The following is a 19,397-nucleotide window of genomic DNA, read 5'->3' on the forward strand; positions in this document are numbered from 1 at the left end:
ATCTCTTGCTGCATCACCAATAGTCTTAAGGAACAGCTCCTCATCCATAAAGTGTGAACAGGAACATGTTGCGAGATAGCCGCCATCCTTTACAAGGCGCATTCCACGAAGGTTAATTTCCTTATAGCCTGTCACAGCCTTCTTTATTGAAGCTCTTGACTTGGTAAATGCAGGAGGATCCAGGATTACCACGTCAAACTTCTCTCCCTTTTTCTCAAGCTCCGGAAGAAGCTCAAATACATCAGCACACTGGAATGTGGCAACACCTTCAAGGCCGTTTAGAGCCGCGTTTTCCCTTGCCTGATCGCAGCCAAGATCTGAAGCGTCAACTCCAAGAACTGATGTAGCTCCTGCTGCCGCTGCGTTAAGTGCAAAAGAGCCTGTATGTGTAAAGCAGTCTAAAACTTTTTTACCCTTGCAAAGCCCTCTTATAGCCTGTCTGTTAAACTTCTGGTCCAGGAAAAATCCAGTCTTCTGGCCGTTCTCAACGTCCACGTAGTATTTTACGCCGTTCTCCTCTATAAGGACCTTGGTGTCAAAAGAATCTCCGATAAAGCCCTTGGTCCTCTCAAGGCCCTCAAGCTCTCTTACCTTGGCATCACTTCTTTCGTAAATCCCCCGGATCACAACTCCATCTTCCGCCAGGACTTTTTTGCAAAGGTCAAGGATCTTGTTCTTCATCCTGTCTGTACCAAGTGCCAGAGACTCAATAACAAGAACATCTGAAAACTTATCTATGGTAATTCCCGGGAGAAAATCTGCCTCCCCAAAGATAAGCCTTGTGGATAGCCTTGTAAGGGCGCCAGATCTCTCTTCATCAGTAATTGTCGACAGCTCTTTTCCTCCAAGGAGATAATCCTTGATGTAGCTGCGCATGATATTCTTTCTGTGGTTCCAGGCATCCCTTACTCTCTTTTCAAGGAGCATCAGATCCACAGGATTATCCTTTTTCCTGGACATGATGCGGACTCTTATCTTGGATTTCTCGTTGATAAAGCCGTAACCTAGAAAATATCCATCAAAATCGTGAAGCTCAATTATATCGCCATTTTCAAAAGAGCCTTCCACGCGGTCAATTTCATTGTCATATATCCAAAGGCCTCCCGCCTTAAACTCTCTGCCCTGTCCTTTTTTCAAGATCACATTTGCCATATACATTATCCTCTCTGTCTCTATATTACTGGTTATGGATTACCAAACTTTGTTTGCCAGCTCTCTACAGTACTGTGCAGAAAAGCCAGGATCCTGCTTCACAATTTCATTGGTTTTCCCTAGTTCATCAGTATATTCCGTTAGCGGATATACTATAACCCCTTCATGTCCTTTCTGCAAATGGGTTACAACAGGGGTTACACCATGGGACTTGATCACAACTTCGCCCTTGGCGTTCCTTCCTATTGTGACATCAGCCATTCCACCCACCATGCGGTTTGCAACTCCCTTTCCTTTGCCAGAGGTCCAGTTTACGAAATTGCCAAGGGAATAGTACACAAGCATGTCCCCATCTCCATGGTTATTTGTTATGCCAATACCTACATCTTCCAGCATCTCTATGGGTTCTATCACGTGGGAGTGGGTTCCCAAAACCAGATCCGCGCCGTTCTTTCTAAAGATCTCTGTCCAGTACTTCTGGCTCTTATCCACACCCAGATTGTACTCCGTCCCCCAGTGGGGGCATACAATGGTAAAGTCCGCATTTTCCTCTGCAAACTTAAGGTCCCTCTCAACCTTGTCCTTATCCAGCATATCCACTGCGTGGGGCATTCCCTTTGGCTGTGGGATCCCATTAGTTCCATAGGTGTAATTAAGGATGGCTATCTTGATACCTTTCTCTTCTACAATGTCGATATTGTTGTAGGCATCTTCTGTTTCATTTATTCCAACAACTGTTATCTCCGGATGCTGCTCCCTCCAGTATTTACAGCAATTAAGAAGCCCCCTTTTCCCCTTATCCAGCGCATGATTGGTTCCGTGACATACCACATCAAATCCTGCCTCTACCAACGCATCTCCAATCTGATACGGAGCATTAAACGACGGGTATCCTGAAACACCGAGCTCCTGTCCTCCGATTATGACTTCCTGATTGACGATGGCAATGTCTGCGCTACTTATATCTTTTTTCAGCTTCTCAAAAATAAAGTCAAAATTGTATGTCCCATCCTCTGCCATTGCAGTCTCTTCCACCGGCGTGTGCAAGAGAATATCCCCCACCATAACGATGGTAACATCCTGGTCCGTGGCTGTTTTGGCCACCTTTGCAGCCTGCCTGTTTCCGGCGAGAGAAGATGTATCTAACGTAAAAAATATCCATAACGATAATAAAAAACCTATAAACACAGTGAATATCCGCTTTTTCATCTGATCCTCAAAAAGATTAAAAATAATATTGACAATTTGTTTATCTATCGTGTATCATAGTTTTTGCGCTGCGAGAGCAGCTTAATATATATGCGATAGTAGCTTAGTTGGTAAAGCGCCACCTTGCCAAGGTGGAGACCGCGGGTTCGAGCCCCGTCTATCGCTCTTTTCTTTCCCGGAATGCTTGATTTGAGCATTTCGGTTTTTTATTATCAGTTTTCCTCATAATCTATTAAAATTATACAACACCACACTGTAAAAAAGGACTATTCCGCCTGGAATAGTCCCTCTTGTTATTCACTTTCGCGTGCTGTCATTGCAATAATGATATCACTCCCTGATTTGATTGGTTGGCTTGAGCCAAAATACTTTGTCCAGCCTGAGAAAGAACACTATTGTTTGAGTATTTTACCATTTCACTGGCCATATCCGTATCGCGTATCCTTGATTCCGCAGCGGTGGTGTTTTCAACCGTGTTTTCCTGCCTTTTAACTGTATGTTCTAGTCGATTCTGCTGTGCACCAATATCGCTACGTATTTCAGAAACAATTCCTAAAGCATTTTTAGTTCGGGAAATTGTCTCTCTAGCCTTGTCCCCAGTCAAAACACTTACTTCGCTAATTCCAAGAACATCTGTATCCATATAGCCAAATTCCAAATACATTCCGTCATCTGGTTCACATCCGGACTGGATCCAAAAAACATTCTTCTGTACTATTTCACCTTCTTCGCTTGGGTTGTCAGGAATCTCCGGTTGTGCAGTCATCATAAGATATATATCTGTTGCAATATCCATGACATCTTGACCATTTACTTCCGGATTAATAACTTGTTCTGAATTAAATATTCTAGATATGCTGTCATATATTTTACCTGATCTAATACCTTTACTATTCAAAAGTCTTTCTATCGCATATGAGAAATCTGCTGTTGAACGGTTAATTCTTCCTTCAAATCTTTGGTTATAATTGTAGTCCCTAAAAGTATCCGCCACTTCAGACATTCCTAGTGAAGCAAAAGCTGCCACAGGCGAATCTGCTCTAATACCCAAATTGTAACAGTGATTGTAATCTAGTCGTGCGGAATCGTAGTATTCCACCGAATAAGGATATCTAGCCCACCCGTTTTTCATCATATTCCCAGCTGAATTTATATCAGCAACATAATTCTCATTATCAATATAATTACATCCTACTTTACAGTTATCTGTTAGTATGTCTGTTTTTTCCCCTAGATATTTTTGCATAGCTTTTGCATTTGCTAATATCGTATCTAAATCCACTCCTTTATAACTTTCTTCATATCTTTTTAATGCGCCTCCCATAATAGCAACATTGCTTAAAAGCTGTATTATTGCATTTGCATCATCAGCAGAAATACTTTGTCCTGGACTAACTTCTATTGGGGCAGTAACACTATCAAAAGTTCCCTTCAAAAGCTTCTGCAGTGCTTCATTCCTTTTTGTTTCTTTGGATTTTTCAGGATCTATTCCCTCTTTTTCAACTGCTGGATTACAAAAAATCTTCTTTTCATTAAATGTTGTAGTATCAGAAACCCTGTCTATTTCTTTCAATATTTGATTTATTTCAGCCTGAATAGCTTGACGATCATCTTTATCATTCGTATCATTTGACGCTTGAACAGACAGTTCAGTTATCCTATGAAGCATCTCCGATACCTCAGAAAGAGCTGAGTCTGCAACTTGGCACAAAGAAATCCCATCCTGCGTATTATCTGTTCCTTGTTTCAGTCCACGTATCTGTCTACGCATCTTCTCAGATATTGCAAGACCTGCAGCATCATCTGCTGCCCTGTTGATCTTATATCCAGATGCTAATTTTTCAGCAGATTTTGCTTTATTTAATTCTGTTATTCCCAATTGCCTGTTCGAAAACATGCTTTGGAGATTATGTGCAACCACATTTATGCTACCAGGCATCCTACTTCCTCCAAGAAGTTTTCGGCTGTCACTCAACTAATTTCCGATCGATAATAATCCTTTTTCACCTCTCTTTATCTAATATCGGCATTTTTTATTCTATATTTTACCTAAAAACCACCGTTTGTTTAAGCTTAATTTAGCCTCCATTACAGCAACAAGCAAAAGACTGCTGCCAGCGGGTATACATCCCCAGGCAACAGCCTTTTGTAAAGAAATAAGAGAAAGAATTTTGGCAACAAGTACGTTAGTTTTTAACTATCATCTTTCCGCCACGCTTTGATACTACATCAAAGATAACCGCTGCGAGAAGAACTGCGCCCTTAACCACCTTCTGCATGTTGGCATCAACGCCCATAAGTGACATGCCAAGGTTGATAACACCCATGAGAACCGCACCTACAATAACTCCAGGAACTGTTCCGATTCCGCCGTAAGCTGATGCTCCACCGATGAAGCAGGAACCGATAGCGTCCATCTCGTAGTTCTGACCATATGTTGGCTGAGCAGATGTAAGTCTTGCGATTGTAACCATAGCAGCCAGAGCTGCAAGGAATCCCATGTTTGTGTATGCAAGGAAGTAAACCTTGTTAGTATTGATACCGGAAAGCTTGGTAGCCTTCTCGTTACCACCTACTGCGTAGAAATGTCTTCCTACTGTAGTGTTCTGTGTGATGTAACCATAAACAAGAACTACAACTAAAACCCAGATAAGAACTGTAGGAATACCTTTATGCTGTGCAAGCTTGTAAGCAAAGAGAATAACCACACCAACGATGACAACCATCTTTATTACGAAGGTCCAAAGAGGCTCTGTGTCATAGCCATGTTTCTTTCTGTTAACCCTGGTTACAAACTGCAGGATCACGAAAAGAGCTGCTGCAAGTATGCCACATACAAGGCATGTAAGGTTGATTCCGTTTCCGCCTAGAACATCGTGAACATAGCAGTCAGCACCGCCTCCGAAGAGGTTTACGAATGTGGTCTCATCCTTAATGGATACTGTAAGACCGTTAAGTACAACGTTTGAAAGACCTCTGAATGCCAGCATTCCTGCCAGTGTTGTGATGAACGGAGGAATTCTTACAAAGGCGATCCAGAATCCCTGGAATGCACCAATGGCTGTTCCGATAAGTACCATGATGATGATTGTAAGCCATACAGGTACATCTAAGTTAACCATCAAAGTAGCGCCGATGGCACCAACGAAACAAACAACAGATCCAACTGAAAGGTCGATGTTACCACCAGTTAAGATACAAAGAAGCATACCAGTTGCAAGAATGAACACGTACGCGTTCTGTGAGATCAGGTTACTTACGTTCATGGGAAGCAGGATCGCTCCACCAGTTCTCCATGAGAAGAATCCAAGTACAATGACCAGAACAATGATCATCGTATTCTTTTTTATAAAATCAAGTGCTTTAGTATTATTCATTATTATCCAACCTCCCTTTTTCCGGATGACTGTAAAATATAAGTCATAATCTTCTCCTGGGTAGCATCTTTGCCATCCAGTTCGCCAACCATTCTGCCCTCGTTCATGACATAGATCCTGTCACACATTCCGAGGATCTCCGGAAGCTCAGAAGAGATCATGATAACGGATTTACCTTCGCTTACCAGCTGGTTGATAATACAATAGATTTCATATTTTGCACCTACGTCAATACCTCTTGTAGGCTCGTCAAGGATAAGGATATCAGGATCAGCAAACATCCACTTAGCCAAAAGAACTTTCTGCTGGTTACCACCTGAAAGGTTTCCAACGTTCTGTTCTACAGTAGGGCACTTGGTCTTAAGCTTTTCCTTGTAGTCTACTGCTACCGAGTACTCTTTATCCTTATCAATTACAGTCTTGTTACTTACTGCGCCAAGATTTGCAAGAGTTGTGTTTATCTTGATTGGGTTAGAAAGAATAAGGCCGTTGCCCTTTCTGTCTTCAGTAACATACGCAAGTTTGTGCTTGATGGCATCCTGAACTGAGTTTAGGTGTACCTCTTTTCCCTGAATAAAGATCTGTCCTGAGATATTCTCACCGTAGCTCTTACCAAAGATACTCATTGCAAGCTCAGTTCTTCCTGCTCCCATAAGTCCTGAGATACCAAGAACCTCGCCCTTTCTTACGTTGATACTTACGTCATCAACAATCTTTCTCTCGCTATATAATGGATGGTAAACATTCCAGTTCTTAACTTCCATCATTACTTCGCCAACATGAGATTCACGCTTAGGGAATCTGTCAGAAAGTTCTCTTCCTACCATTCCCTTGATGATCCTAGCTTCTGAGAAGTCATCAACGCCCTTTGTAAGAGTCTCGATAGTTGCACCATCACGGATAACTGTGATCTTGTCAGCTACATATGAAACCTCATTGAGCTTATGAGAAATAATGATTGATGTAAGATTCTGCTCTTTTTTCAACTTAAGAAGAAGATCAAGAAGTGCTCTTGAGTCTGTCTCATTAAGTGACGATGTAGGCTCGTCAAGGATAAGAAGCCTTGCATGTTTGGAAAGAGCCTTTGCAATCTCAACAAGCTGCTGTTTACCAACACCAATGTCCTTAATCAATGTCTGTGTTCCATCTGGAAGACCAACAGTATCAAGATACTGTCTTGCCAAAGCACTGGTCTCGTTCCAGTTGATCTTAAACTTCTTTCCTCTTTCATTTCCGAGGAACATATTTTCAGCGATGGTCATGTATGGAATAAGTGCCAGTTCCTGATGGATGATAACTATTCCTTTGCCTTCACTGTCTTTAATGTCATTAAATTTGCATATTTCGGAATCGTAAACAATATCGCCTTCATAGGAGCCATATGGATAAATTCCGCTAAGAACATTCATCAAAGTGGACTTTCCAGCTCCGTTTTCTCCAACGAGTGCGTGGATTTCTCCTTCTTCAACCTGTAAATTTACATTATCTAAGGCTTTCACACCGGGGAAGGTCTTGGTGATGTTTTTCATTTCCAGTAATATCTTCGCCAAAATAACCCCTCCTTCTCTCTCTTAATCTCTTTTCTCTAATAGAGGCGGGTCATATTGCGCCCGCCTCATAGTAATTATAGTTTTTTACCGTAACCCGTCTAAATATTACTTAAGCTGATCCTCTGTGTAGTAACCAGAATCGATAAGAAGTTCCTTGTAGTTGTTAACGTCTGCAAATACAGGCTCGCAAAGGTATGAAGGAATGATACCTGTTCCGTTGTCGTATGTCTTTGTATCGTTAACTGGAGCCTCTGAACCCTTCATGATAGCGTCAACCATCTCTACAGTCTTAGCTGCAAGAGTACGTGTATCCTTAAAGATAGACATTGACTGCTTACCAGCGATCATGTTCTTTACAGAAACGATATCACAGTCCTGACCTGTGATGATTGGCCAATCACCTGTGTAGTTAGCTTCAAGAGAGTTTGTAACACCCTGTGCTGTTGAGTCGTTTGAGCACATAACAGCGTCAAGCTTTGTTCCGTCTGCATAGTTTGCAGAAATGATAGCATCCATTCTTGACTGAGCGTTCTCTGTTGCCCAGTTAGCTGTAGCAACTGCATCGAAGTCTTTCTGACCTGACTTAACTACAAGCTTGCCCTCGTCGATGTACTTGTTAAGTACGTCCATAGCGCCGCCGAAGAAGAATCTTGCGTTGTTGTCACCAGGATCACCTGTGAAGAGCTCGATGTTGAATGGGCCTGCAGCGTTGTCAAGATCAAGCTGATCTCTGATATACTCACCCTGCTTTGTTCCAACCATGTAGTTATCGAATGTAGCATAGTAAGAAACAGCGTCTGAATTCATGATAAGACGGTCGTAAGCGATAACAGCTACGCCCTGCTCTTTAGCCTGCTCAAGAACTGTTCCAAGTGAATCACCATCGATAGATGCGATTACAAGAACCTTAGCGCCAGATGAGATCATGTTCTCAATCTGTGAAACCTGTGTAGGAATGTCGTTTGATGCATACTGAAGGTCAACTTCGTATCCAGCTGCCTCAAGCTGCTTCTGCATGTTCTCGCCGTCCTGATTCCATCTCTGGAGATCCTTTGTAGGCATTGCAACACCTACTCTTCCGCCGCCTGCTGCCTCAGCTGCAGGTGCTTCTGCTGCTGGTGCTTCTGCTGCTGGAGCCTCTGCTGTCTCTGTTGCTGCTGGTGCAGATGAGCCGCAACCAACGAGTAATGACATTGTCATTGCTGTTGCAAGAAATCCACTTAAAAGTTTTCTTTTCATGATTACCCTCCCTTAAAAATAAGTTGGTTTGTTTACATTCATAAATTATCACAAAACAAATAGCAATGATTTATGAATTGCAGCACATTTTTATTTACAAAAATTTAATAAAAAAGGCTGTGCTAGCATTTTTTTGTTAGCACAGCCAAAAATATCAATTTTTTGCTACCATCAATTGGATGGCATCTTACCAGGTACATTCAGATATACATCTTCCTTTAAGTGGAAACCGCTCTTTATTATGACCTCGTTGATGTTACTCTCAGTGACGCTTACAGGATCTATCTTAAGATACGGGACCTTTTCAGTTCCGTCATCGTACTGGGAGAGGTTCTCGTCCTCAACGCCCTGGCCCTCTGCCAGCATAACTGCCGACTGGGCAGCCTTCTGAGCCAGCTTTTCAATAGGCTTATACACAGTCATCAGCTGTGTCCCTTCAACGATCCTCTGGCAGGCCTCAAGATCTGCGTCCTGTCCTACAACAAGGATCTTACCTGCAAGTCTCTTTTCCGCAAGGGCATGCACCACTCGGCTTGCAAGGTCGTCATTACCGCACATGATTGCATCTGCCATGACAACTTTGTCCATGTTCTTATAAACGTAGTTGCCTGCTTCTTCTGCTTTCCAGCCGTCTGCATAAAAAACATCAATGATGTCGTTCCTGTTCTCCATCATGACTTTCCTAAAGCCATTTTCCACCATTGGGACATTAAAGTCAGTGGGAGATCCGCATATCATCAGGATTTTTCCATTTTTTACATCTCTCTTTACGATGGCTTCTCCCATCATCTGACCGACTTTTTCGTTGTCAAAAGAGATATACAGATCTACACCAGCATCCATAATTGGCCTGTCGTATGCAATGACCTTGATCCCTTCATCCTGGGCCTTTTTCACTGATTCTGCAATGGCGGCGGAGTCAATGCAGATGATCACGATCACATCCATCCCGCTCTTTATGAAATATTCTATCTGTTTTTTCTGCTCCTGAGGGTCGCCATTGGCGTTCTGAATGTTGACTTCAGCCCCCAGCTCCTTTGCGGTTGACACAAAAACATCTCTGTCCCTCTGCCACCTCTCTATAACAAAAGAGTCAAAGCACATTCCAATCGATATCTTGTCGTCATCTTCTTTATCCTTCTTGCTGCTGTCAGCCCGCTCCCCACCGCAGCCTGATAGCATTGTGATAACAAGCACAAGTGCCAGGACAAAAGAAATCCCCCGTAATTTACCTTTTTTCCCCATCTTTTACCTTCTCTCTTTGAACTCAGTTGGTGTAACTCCCACGTTCTTTTTAAAGCTGCGACTAAAGTAGTTGGGATCTGTGTATCCGCAGGTAGCGCAGACCTCTTTGATTGACATATCAGTGCCAGACAAAAGCTCTTTTGCCTTATCTATTCTGACATTGGTCAGATACTCGATAAAGTTAAGACCGCTCTCCTCCTTGAATATCTTGCTGAAGTAGTAGGGCGAAATATTAACCTGCCTTGAGACTTCATCCAAAGATATCTCCTTGCTGTAGTTGTCATTAATGTACTCCATGGCGGTCCTTATTATATCATTGGACCTCTCTTCCCTTTTACTTACGACATCACTGCAGGCGGTTTGGAGCTTACCCATAAACCAGTCCTTTACTTCCTCTGCCGTATCAAGCCCCATGATCTCAGGAAGGTAGGTGTTTCTGCCTGAGTAGCGGTAGGTTTGGCCTCCACTCTGGTATGCTATATGCTCAGCGTAAAGAGCAAACTCAAGGGCCTTAAGTCTCATGGACATCAGGTCTCCGCCACTTGCCCTCTGGCACATCCAGTCTGCGTATTTACCGGCATACACCAGCATTCCATTGAGGTCACCCTTTGAAACTGCCTCAAACATAGGCTTCTCCAGTTCCTTAGGGTAATCATCCTCATAGCTGCAGCTGATGGTAAGGTCGTCTACATGGGCTACGCTTCCCGTGGTGGCTATCAGCGCATTAAGAGCTTCCCTGTAGGACTCACCAAGGTCCCTTAATGGATGCAGGGCCCCGATTCCAACCCTGAAGTTGATATCTGTCTTTTTCCTTAGGTATCGGCACAGTTCCCTTGCCCTGTCAATGAGCCTTGTTCTGTCGTTGTACTCAAGAACGTTGCTGCTATAGGGCACCAGCACAGCAATCTTGTTGGCCATGACATTACCGATCTTGCAGTCAAAAAAGCTCTTGACCCCTTCACGGATCTCTCTATACATGCCAGATACCTTGACCGAGCTTCCAACAGCATTGGTCATGTGGTTGCCCTCCTGGGATTCACCACATACTATGGCCATCATATATCCGTAATCCTCTTCTATTCCAAGGATGCTCTTGTAGCTGTCCACATCCTCCTCAAAGTGTTCCTGCAAAAGAATGTCATAGATAAGTCCATTTTCAATGATTGGCTCTATGGTCTCTAGCTTTTCTTTTATGAGAAGGTCATTGCTTCTCTTGGCTCTGTCAGAATCTATCTGATCCATGGCGCGCTTTAAGGTATCCACAACCTTCATCCTGTCCATGGGCTTGGTGATGTATTCCATAACCCCAAGTTTGATGGCCTCTTTAGCATAGTCAAACTTGTCATAGGCTGACATTACAATAAATACTGCATTGGGACAGAACTGCTTCATCTCCTTGATGGCATCTATTCCGTTGATCCCTGGCATATGAATGTCTACCACTGCAATGTCTGGCCTGAACTGCTCAGCTACTTCTATGAGCCTTCGCCCGGTCTTGGCAAATTCGAGACTGCACTTATCCCCAAACTCTTTCTCAATTATGAACTTCATTGAGTCGATAACGATACCCTCGTCATCTGCGATCATCACTCTGTACATTATTTGCTTCTTTCTTTTGTCTTGGAATCCTGACTATAAATTCGCATCCCGTATTTTCGCCCTGACTGTGGATCTCAACCACGTCTCTTCTTTCTGCATAGAGCCGCAGCCTTGAGATAACATTGTCAAGTCCGATACCATTGTTATCGTACTGCTGCTCTCTTGGTTCATAGCTTCCATCAAGGATTCTGTCGATCTCTTCTTTTGCTATTCCCTTTCCATTGTCAGCTACACTTATGCAGACGTCCTCAGAATCCCTGTAGACCTTGAGGCTTATCTTTCCCTTATCTCCCATTTCTCTTATGCCATGATTTACAGCATTTTCAACAATGGGCTGGAGGATCATGCTGGGCATCTTGATATCAAGAAGCCTTTTATCTATCTGCTTTTCATAGCCAATATCTCCTGAAAATCTAACATTCAGGATCTGAATATAGTTATCAACAAGTTCAACTTCTTCCCTTACCGTAACGTCATTCTTGTTGTTTTTAACGTTATATCTAAAGAAGTCCGCCACTGTCTGGACATACTCGTAGGTCTTATCTGCTCCCTCCATCATAGCCAGCTGAGCACCTGCGTTTAGGGTGTTAAAAAGAAAATGTGGATTGATCTGGGCCTGAAGATACTTAAGCTGAGCCTCTTTAAGATGCGCGGTCATCATCAGCTCTTTTTCCTGAAGGAGTCTCTCTTTTTCCATACTCTCTTTGAGCTGCTCGATATACTCCTTGATGCTGGCAACCATCTTGTTAAAGGTCCTTGTTACAATTCCAATCTCATCGTTATAGGAAGTTGCTGGAAGCTCTGTGTCAAAATTACCCTTTGACACTTCATCCGCCGAATTTGCAAGATTCTTAAGCGGCATGATCATGGTATTTACAAGACCGGAAATAAGGATCACGTTACCAACCATGATAAGAGCCATAACAAACACTCCTGCCACCTCGAACTTCTTAAAGGCTCTGGTAAGGGCCGTGTATTTCTCTGAGTTTACAACAAAGAGCTCAAGATCAAGATTGGTGATATATGCTTCTATGTCTTCACATAGCTGGGTCGCATTTTCGTAGTAGGTGCGATATTTCTCAACATTACGGCCTCTCTTGGCCTCAACGGTCTGAGCGACAACATCAAGATAGGTCCTGGACATAAACTTGATATTTCGCTCCATCCTGTCATAGCTCTGGTCTGTTACTGTGTCGCTCAAGGCTTCTGAAAGGTCCTGGTATCTCTGGGCACTTCTGTAGTAGTTCTCCAAGGACTCGCTGGTCTTTGAGCTAAGATACTCAGTCATGGAATCCTGCACATCAGTAAGGGCTGACGATAGTTCACTTAGCTGTCTGTTGTCCTGATAAGCCATTTCCATATCGTTGGACATGGAGTTGATTCCAAGGATAAGGAAAATATTTACCACAAAAACTATCATATTTGTAATGGCGCAGATAATTATGATCTTAAAATGCAGGGGTTTGTCAAAGAATCTAGTCTTCATCCTCATCCTCCCCTGTCAAGAACTGAGCGACGTTATCCTGATTGATAAGGGTAACATCCGCCAGATAGTATTCACTTGTATTGCCAAGCTCAAAATAATCAGAGAGGGCTTTTACACTGTACTCACCAAGCTGCCTTGCATCTATTGAAACAGTGGCATAGATTCCGCCTCTGTCTATGGCCGTAAGTATATCTTTTGAATCGTAGTATCCAAGGATATTCACCTCTCCAACCTTGTTAAAGTCAACAACCGCCTGATAAGCGCAGACTGTACTAAGTTCGTTGAGGCATACGATGACATCAGGTACTTCCTCCTCCATGAAGATGTCCCTTATGGACTCCTCAACAGAAAAAGAACTTGAGCTGTCAACAGTCATGATCGATATGGAAAACTCCGCATCTGTGGCATTTTCTTCCATTATCGCATCCTGCATGGCAGGAATTATGATATTCTGGCCGGTATCCTTGGTGTCAGAGTTGGCGACAACTACCACCTTAACGTGAGAGCGTTCCTCAAAGCTCTCTGCCTCAATAAAGTCCTCTCTGCGCCTCTCCTTGATGACATTGATGACCTCTTTTCCATACATCTTGCCGATGCTGTAGCCACCAACCCCTACAAAGCTCAGCCTGTCAGATCTGGTGTTGTCTCCGTAAAGAGTCACCACAGGAATCTCATCTGCAACAGCCTCATTGATAAGCTCAGTCATTAGGTCAGATTCATCTGCGGCTACCATAATAGCATCCGGTCTTGCAGCAATAGCGATCTTCATAAGATCTTCTGTGGAGTAATCTCCTGGAAGGTTGCTTCCTAAAAGGTCAACGTAAATGTTTTCCTCCTTCGCGGCCTCTAAAGCTCCCTCATACACAGACTGCCAAAAGTCAGATTTATAATTATCAGTTATGAGACAATAATACTTATCGTATTCTCTGATGTCAGACTTGCCACCAACGCTCTGTTTATAAAACCTGAAGACAAAAGCGCCCAGTATCATGGTGACCATAACGAAGATTATGGTTATGACAAATATCAGATATTGTCTGTTTTCGCTGTTTTTATACTGCTTGTCCATAAATCCGATTGTATCAAATCAGCGCCTTAAGAAAAAGCTATTGACAAAGCCAGCGTTGTGGTTTATTATTTATCTTGCTGTCGGCAATGACAGAAAATGCGATAGTAGCTTAGTTGGTAAAGCGCCACCTTGCCAAGGTGGAGACCGCGGGTTCGAGCCCCGTCTATCGCTTATTTTTATGCTATTTTTGAGTTCAATACATCCACAAAATATGTACCAAAAAACAGGGCACGAGATCATCTCGTGCCCTGTCTGTTTTAAATGTTATTTATCAAGTCAGCGCGTTTTTGGAATGTACACCGTTTTTGGAACGTATAGCGTTCTTTGAATTCTTAGAATCCTTTTCAGCAGTTCTTTTCATAAGTGCATCTACACTGCCTGCTGCATTGAGCATTCCAAGCTCGTCATCTGAAAGGACCTCAATATCAGACGGATATCTTGATTCTACATCCGCAATAATAGATGCCAGCTTATCATTAGGTGAGAACTTCTGATAGTCAAACAGTCTTGCCAATTTATTTTCCATAATTAACCTCCAATTCATTAAGCGTCTTTATTTTGCTTTCAATGTTTTATACGAATGAATAAAACCTGTGGCAAAAATTTTTACAACATTTCTCTAAGTTTTCCTAAAGCCTCTCTGTGCCTTAACTTGGCGACGCCATATGACAGGTTCATCTTAACTGCTATATCCTGAAGAGTAAGTCCCTTGTAATACCTAAGGACAATTATGTCCATGAGTTCCTGCGGGAGCTTACCGAGAGCATCTGCTAAGAGCTCAAGGCTCTCGTTGTTTAAGATCTCATCCTCAATAGTGCTGCCTTCATCGCTAAGATCCTCCGGAATCTCAGAATGAACGTGATTGGTCCTGTAAAAATCTATAACTGTATTGCTGGTCATTGAGTAGATCCATGTCGAAAGACTGGCCTTGGTCTCATCGTAAGTATCAAGTTTACTATAAATCTTTACGAAGATATCGCTGGTAATATCCTCAGCGTCCTCTGGTGAATTAACATGATTTCTTACATATCCAAAGACTTTGTCTCTGTACTGAGTATAAATCTCTTCTTTTGTCAGCATATTTTCCACCCTCTTAAAGATAATATAATAATTAATTATACCCTAATTCCAGCACTTGCTAAAGAAAAGAATATCAAATATAATATGTGGGTGCGGGGCGTGGCTCAGCTTGGTAGAGCGCTGCGTTCGGGACGCAGAGGTCGCGTGTTCGAATCACGTCGCCCCGATCTGGCTTACCACAAGGTAGGCCTATTTTTATGCCTCTGTATCAGTGCTGTCCTCTTTAGCATCACTGTTTTCTAAAGTGCTTTCAGACTCTGAAGGTTTTTCTTCTGGTTTTTCTTCTGGCTTTTCCACTGTATCTGCAAGATCCTCAAGCTTAATGCACATCATATCCTCACTTGTAGGATTCTCAAGACTTGCTACCCTTCTTGCCTGGTTGGTAATGATCTCTTCAAAGAGATTTCTCACCTCTCTGGCATTGGCGAAATTGTCGATGTTCTCGATCTTCTTGGCTGTGATAAGAGCCCTTATCTGGTGCTGCACATCCTCGTCAACCTTGTAGTCGTACTTCTTGCAGTTCCTGTCAAAGATTTCCTCAAGCTCATCGATATTGTAATCAGGGAACTCAATGTACTTGTTGAAACGGGACTTAAGACCAGGGTTGGATTCGATGAACTTCTTCATTGGCTCTGTGTAGCCAGCAACAATAACAACGAAGTCATCTCTATTATCTTCCATAGCCTTAAGTATCGTATCTATAGCTTCCTGACCGAAGGCGTCATCCTTCTGTGCAAGAGCATATGCCTCATCAATGAACAAAACGCCGCCCTTAGCCTTGGCGATCTGCTCCTGTGTCTTGATGGCTGTCTGTCCAACGTATCCCGCAACCAGTCCTGACCTGTCAACTTCCACAAGCTGACCCTTTGACAGAACACCGATCTGCTTGTAGATCTGAGCAATGATCCTTGCAACAGTTGTCTTACCGGTTCCTGGATTACCTGTAAATACCAGATGAAGTGAAACCGGAACAGACTTAAGTCCCTGTTCCTGTCTGGCTTTCTGAACCTTAACAAAGGCTGTAAGCTCTTTTACATCCGCCTTGATGGTGGACAGACCAACCAGCTTATCAAGAGTCTCCATAGGATCCTCTTCCGGCTCCTTGACCTCTTCTTCCTTAGGTGTATTTACATTGCCATCTTTTGCAAAAAGAGCCTTGGCCTCCTCTAATGCCTCATTGGCATCTGCAACAGCATCCTTCTTTTCTTCTGGCGCAGCAGAAACCTCTTCTGGCTTTTTTACTGCATCGCCTGTGTTTGTGCTTCCAGAGAAACTGCTCCCTGAAGATGTGCTGCTTCCTGCTGAAAAGAAATCTCCATATATCCCGCCAAGAAGATCCTTTTGCATATTTGTTATCTTTTCAAGTGTTTCAAGTTCCTTGTCTAAATCTCTTCCCATAACTACTCCATAACACAATATTTGCCATAACGACTATACCATTGTAAATCAAAGTCCACTAAATAAAAAGAAAAAAATAACGGTACGCCCTGTGGCGTACCGTTATCTGTAATTATCAGTCGTTTAAGAACCATCCGTTTCTTGAAAGGAATGTTCTGTTTGTAACAAGTGAATCTACGCTCTGGCCAATGATGGTTGAAGCCTGTGCCTTATAGGTTGCAGCGTTTGCTGTACCAAGGTTCTTGTAGAAGTCATAGGCCATCTTATGACTGCCATCAAGGTTCTTAAGTCCCTGAGCAATGTGGCTCTCCATCTCGTGAGCGTCATCTGTCTCTCTAAAGAGGATAAAGCTTGAGATATATGGATTGTTCTCAGCCATTGTATATGCGTAGGTTATTGAAGCAGCCTGTGCATCCTCGCCAAAGCTTGATGTGTATCCGATCTCTGAAAGAGAGATGTTTCTAACTGCGCCGCTTGGTGCAAGGAAGGATGCCTGGCACATGTAATCTGTAAGGATGTAGATGTTCTCCATTGTGATATATGGAGTTGTTAGGCTTGTGTTTACGTACTGAGCCTGCTGCTTCCATGCATATGGGTCAAAGAGTGGTGCATTGTATGGATGAACTGAAAGTGACCAGTCAATGTTACCCTCTCTGTTGATGTAATAATTAAATCTGTCCAGATACTCTTTTGAAAGGAAGCATCCGGGGTTTGACTTTCTGTTCCACTCCTGATCAAAGGAAGTGTAAACTCTTGCATTGGCATTAACTGCCTTGATCTCGTTGTAGAAGATACGGAAAGCCTTAACGTACTCGCTGACGTTGAGCTCTATGTTTGTAGAATTTAAGTAGTACCACTCTGTTCTTGCATTAACTTCGTTACCGATTACCCAGTTATCAACAGTTCCGTAAGCTCCGCCTGAATATCTCTGAGCAAGGAAAGCTGCAATAGCCTTAAGGTGCTGTGTACCGCCATCTTCATCGGTATTCATTGCATAACCAGGGCAGACATGATCATCTCTTGAAAGAGGATGGATAAGATCTGCTCCAGCCTCAGTCTTGTTGTTGAGGACTGTCATTGTAAGCTGGAAGTTGTTGATAGCGCACCAGCGAACGAATCCGTCATACTGTGCAAGAGCTGAACCGTTGAACTGATAAGGAACACCGTTGTATGTAAAATCGATAGTCTTTCCATCAGGGCTTGGTCCAACAATATCTCCCATGTAGAGGTTGTAGACCATCTGAGCAACTCCAAGATCCTTGAAGGTTGCTGCGTCTGCACTGTTAGGAAGGATTCCCTTCATACCGTGGTCATTTCTTGCAACTGTCTTGGTAGCCTTAGCCTCTGGGTTTGTGATGTAGTGCTCATCACTTACCTGCTGCATTGATCCGCCGCTTTTTACAGCTACAAGGAACTTTTTGCTAAGGTTTGAACCTTCTGAATAGAAATTAAGAGGGAATGTAAATGTAGCATTTGCGCCTCTGTCTGTTGTCGCAACAACTGTTCCAACGCATCCATCCTGGTATACTTCATCTGCATAGAGGTAATACTTACCATCATCTGAGGATGGAACATTTTTAGCTGATACATTTACAACTACGTTATCGCCTGAGATCACGCAGGAGTCAATGCTTACAACTCTTCCTGCTGCCTCAGCTACCGCTCCCCTGTTATCTGTTACAATTCCTGTTACCTTACTGGAAAGAGCCACTGTTGCAAGAACTGTGACAGCTGCCAGTATCTTTTTTACTGCATACATTTTTTTCACAACCAAAACCTCCACTTAGTCCACTTATGCCTTACAGATGGCATCAGTGAAACTATCCAGTGCCTCTAAATCTTTTGTTCCAAGAGCACTCTTAATAGTTAATACATTCTCAAGGATATTCACGTTCTTGAGATTTGTCAATTTCTCTGACATCATCTTACCTGTTACAGGTGCCCAGGTTCCGTTCTGTGCCAGGGCAAAAGTCCTGTTTTGAACGCCCAGTGCGATCATGTCATTAATAAATGCTTCCATAGGTGGATATATACCGCCGTTATAGGTTGGGCACATAAGAACAATCTTTTTTGCTCTCCACACTTCACCTATGAGATAGGATACGTCAGTCCCGGATACATCGTAGACCTTAACATCCAAAGCGCCCTTATCACGCATAGATGAAGCAACTTTTTCTGCTGCAGATGCTGTGTGTCCGTAGAGACTGCCATACACTACTATAACACCATCTGACTCAGATTGATAGGTGCTCCATTTCTGATATTTTTCTAAAATTACGTTAAGGTCCTTTCTCCAAACCGGTCCATGGAGTGGAAGGATCAGCTGAATATCAAGCCCTGCAGCCTTTTTCAGCACAGCCTGTACCTGCACTCCATATTTTCCAACGATATTTGCATAATACCTTCTGGAGCTGTCAAGGAACTGCTTTTCAAAATCGTACTCATCTGCAAAAATACCGCCGTCCAGAGCACCAAAGGTTCCAAAGGCATCCGCAGACAATAAGGCTTTTGTAGTAGCATCATAGGCAAATAAAACCTCTGGCCAGTGAACCATAGGCGCAGAAACAAAGTTAAAGGTGTGAGCTCCTGTTGAGAGGCTGTCCCCTTCCTTTACTTCGAGCTTGTTATAGTCTTTCGACTCAGGGAAGAACTGCTCCATGAACACGAAGGTCTGCTTTCCGCCAACTACTGTAACCTCTGGGAAAAGAGCTGTCACCTTGTCGATAAGTGAGCAGTGGTCAGGCTCCATGTGGAGAACTACAAGATAGTCAAGTTTTCTTCCATTAAGGGCAGTTTTTAAGTTTTCAATGTACTGATCTGCCACTGTAATATCAGCCGTGTCAAATACAGCAGTCTTTTCATCATCGATAAAATAGCTGTTGTAAGACACTCCCTCTGGTATAGGGAAAATGTTCTCAAACCTTGCAAGGCGTCTGTCGCTTCCGCCAATCCAGAAAATTCCATCAGTGATCTTTTTTACGTTATTCAAGTCT

At 43.0% G+C, this 19,397-nt stretch carries 15 protein-coding genes and 3 tRNA genes; 3 read left to right on the forward strand and 15 right to left on the reverse strand.

Translation table 11 applies throughout. The features are described 5' to 3' along the window. Both J6I68_RS10165 and J6I68_RS10170 read right to left on the reverse strand, forming a co-directional pair. On the reverse strand, nt 1-1,158 hold a 1,158-nt coding region (locus tag J6I68_RS10165; protein WP_292220080.1), incomplete at its 3' end, for a class I SAM-dependent rRNA methyltransferase. Nucleotides 1,159-1,191: 33 nt separating this feature from the next. Beyond that, nucleotides 1,192-2,256 (reverse strand): CapA family protein, encoded by a 1,065-nt coding sequence (locus tag J6I68_RS10170; RefSeq protein ID WP_292220082.1) that lies wholly within the window; start codon nt 2,254-2,256, stop codon nt 1,192-1,194. Nucleotides 2,257-2,453: 197 nt separating this feature from the next. Between J6I68_RS10170 and J6I68_RS10175 the strand changes: the two genes are divergently transcribed. Next, nucleotides 2,454-2,526: transfer RNA gene (locus J6I68_RS10175), tRNA-Gly, on the forward strand. Between the two features lie 148 nt (nt 2,527-2,674). Here J6I68_RS10175 and J6I68_RS10180 read toward each other — a convergent pair. From J6I68_RS10180 to J6I68_RS10215, 8 genes are all read right to left on the reverse strand, one after another. Then, nucleotides 2,675-4,300: a flagellin N-terminal helical domain-containing protein gene (locus J6I68_RS10180; protein ID WP_292220084.1), complete on the reverse strand. Its 1,626-nt coding sequence runs from the start codon at nt 4,298-4,300 to the stop codon at nt 2,675-2,677. Between the two features lie 247 nt (nt 4,301-4,547). Then, nucleotides 4,548-5,738, reverse strand: coding sequence for a multiple monosaccharide ABC transporter permease (gene mmsB / locus J6I68_RS10185; protein ID WP_292220085.1), 1,191 nt, complete (start codon nt 5,736-5,738; stop codon nt 4,548-4,550). Nucleotides 5,739-5,740: 2 nt separating this feature from the next. Next, the gene (gene mmsA, locus J6I68_RS10190) at nt 5,741-7,288 is read right to left on the reverse strand and encodes a multiple monosaccharide ABC transporter ATP-binding protein (protein ID WP_292220087.1); all 1,548 of its coding nucleotides are present in this window, start codon (nt 7,286-7,288) and stop codon (nt 5,741-5,743) included. A gap of 105 nt (nt 7,289-7,393) precedes the next feature. Continuing rightward, nucleotides 7,394-8,527: a multiple monosaccharide ABC transporter substrate-binding protein gene (gene chvE, locus J6I68_RS10195; protein ID WP_292220089.1), complete on the reverse strand. Its 1,134-nt coding sequence runs from the start codon at nt 8,525-8,527 to the stop codon at nt 7,394-7,396. A gap of 171 nt (nt 8,528-8,698) precedes the next feature. After that, nucleotides 8,699-9,772 (reverse strand): sugar ABC transporter substrate-binding protein, encoded by a 1,074-nt coding sequence (locus tag J6I68_RS10200; RefSeq protein ID WP_292220091.1) that lies wholly within the window; start codon nt 9,770-9,772, stop codon nt 8,699-8,701. A gap of 3 nt (nt 9,773-9,775) precedes the next feature. Next, nucleotides 9,776-11,371 carry a helix-turn-helix domain-containing protein gene (locus J6I68_RS10205; protein WP_292220093.1) on the reverse strand — a complete coding sequence of 532 codons (1,596 nt, stop codon included), beginning with the start codon at nt 11,369-11,371 and terminating at the stop codon, nt 9,776-9,778. After that, the gene (locus tag J6I68_RS10210; RefSeq protein WP_292220095.1) at nt 11,346-12,857 is read right to left on the reverse strand and encodes a sensor histidine kinase; all 1,512 of its coding nucleotides are present in this window, start codon (nt 12,855-12,857) and stop codon (nt 11,346-11,348) included. Before J6I68_RS10210 ends, J6I68_RS10205 begins: the two co-directional genes overlap by 26 nt. Beyond that, a complete protein-coding gene (locus J6I68_RS10215; protein WP_292220096.1) occupies nt 12,847-13,926 on the reverse strand; it encodes a sugar ABC transporter substrate-binding protein in 1,080 nt (359 codons plus the stop codon). The genes J6I68_RS10210 and J6I68_RS10215 overlap by 11 nt, the downstream gene beginning before the upstream one ends. A gap of 98 nt (nt 13,927-14,024) precedes the next feature. On the opposite strand from J6I68_RS10215, the gene J6I68_RS10220 reads away from it, so the two are divergent. Beyond that, nucleotides 14,025-14,097: transfer RNA gene (locus tag J6I68_RS10220), tRNA-Gly, on the forward strand. 100 nt (nt 14,098-14,197) lie between these two features. Here J6I68_RS10220 and J6I68_RS10225 read toward each other — a convergent pair. Both J6I68_RS10225 and J6I68_RS10230 read right to left on the reverse strand, forming a co-directional pair. Next, the gene (locus J6I68_RS10225) at nt 14,198-14,452 is read right to left on the reverse strand and encodes a hypothetical protein (RefSeq protein WP_292220098.1); all 255 of its coding nucleotides are present in this window, start codon (nt 14,450-14,452) and stop codon (nt 14,198-14,200) included. A gap of 80 nt (nt 14,453-14,532) precedes the next feature. Beyond that, a complete protein-coding gene (locus J6I68_RS10230) occupies nt 14,533-15,006 on the reverse strand; it encodes an RNA polymerase sigma factor (protein ID WP_292220100.1) in 474 nt (157 codons plus the stop codon). 93 nt (nt 15,007-15,099) lie between these two features. Between J6I68_RS10230 and J6I68_RS10235 the strand changes: the two genes are divergently transcribed. After that, a tRNA-Pro gene (locus J6I68_RS10235) sits at nt 15,100-15,173 on the forward strand. Nucleotides 15,174-15,201: 28 nt separating this feature from the next. Here J6I68_RS10235 and J6I68_RS10240 read toward each other — a convergent pair. The 3 genes from J6I68_RS10240 to J6I68_RS10250 form a co-directional block, all read right to left on the reverse strand. Further along, a complete protein-coding gene (locus J6I68_RS10240) occupies nt 15,202-16,404 on the reverse strand; it encodes an AAA family ATPase (RefSeq protein ID WP_292220102.1) in 1,203 nt (400 codons plus the stop codon). 115 nt (nt 16,405-16,519) lie between these two features. After that, nucleotides 16,520-18,163, reverse strand: coding sequence for a DUF5722 domain-containing protein (locus J6I68_RS10245; RefSeq protein WP_292220140.1), 1,644 nt, complete (start codon nt 18,161-18,163; stop codon nt 16,520-16,522). 33 nt (nt 18,164-18,196) lie between these two features. Then, a complete protein-coding gene (locus J6I68_RS10250) occupies nt 18,197-19,393 on the reverse strand; it encodes an FprA family A-type flavoprotein (protein ID WP_292220103.1) in 1,197 nt (398 codons plus the stop codon). Nucleotides 19,394-19,397: the final 4 nt, after the last annotated feature.

The sequence above is a fragment of the Butyrivibrio sp. genome (genome assembly GCF_017940685.1).
GTDB lineage: Bacteria > Bacillota > Clostridia > Lachnospirales > Lachnospiraceae > Butyrivibrio.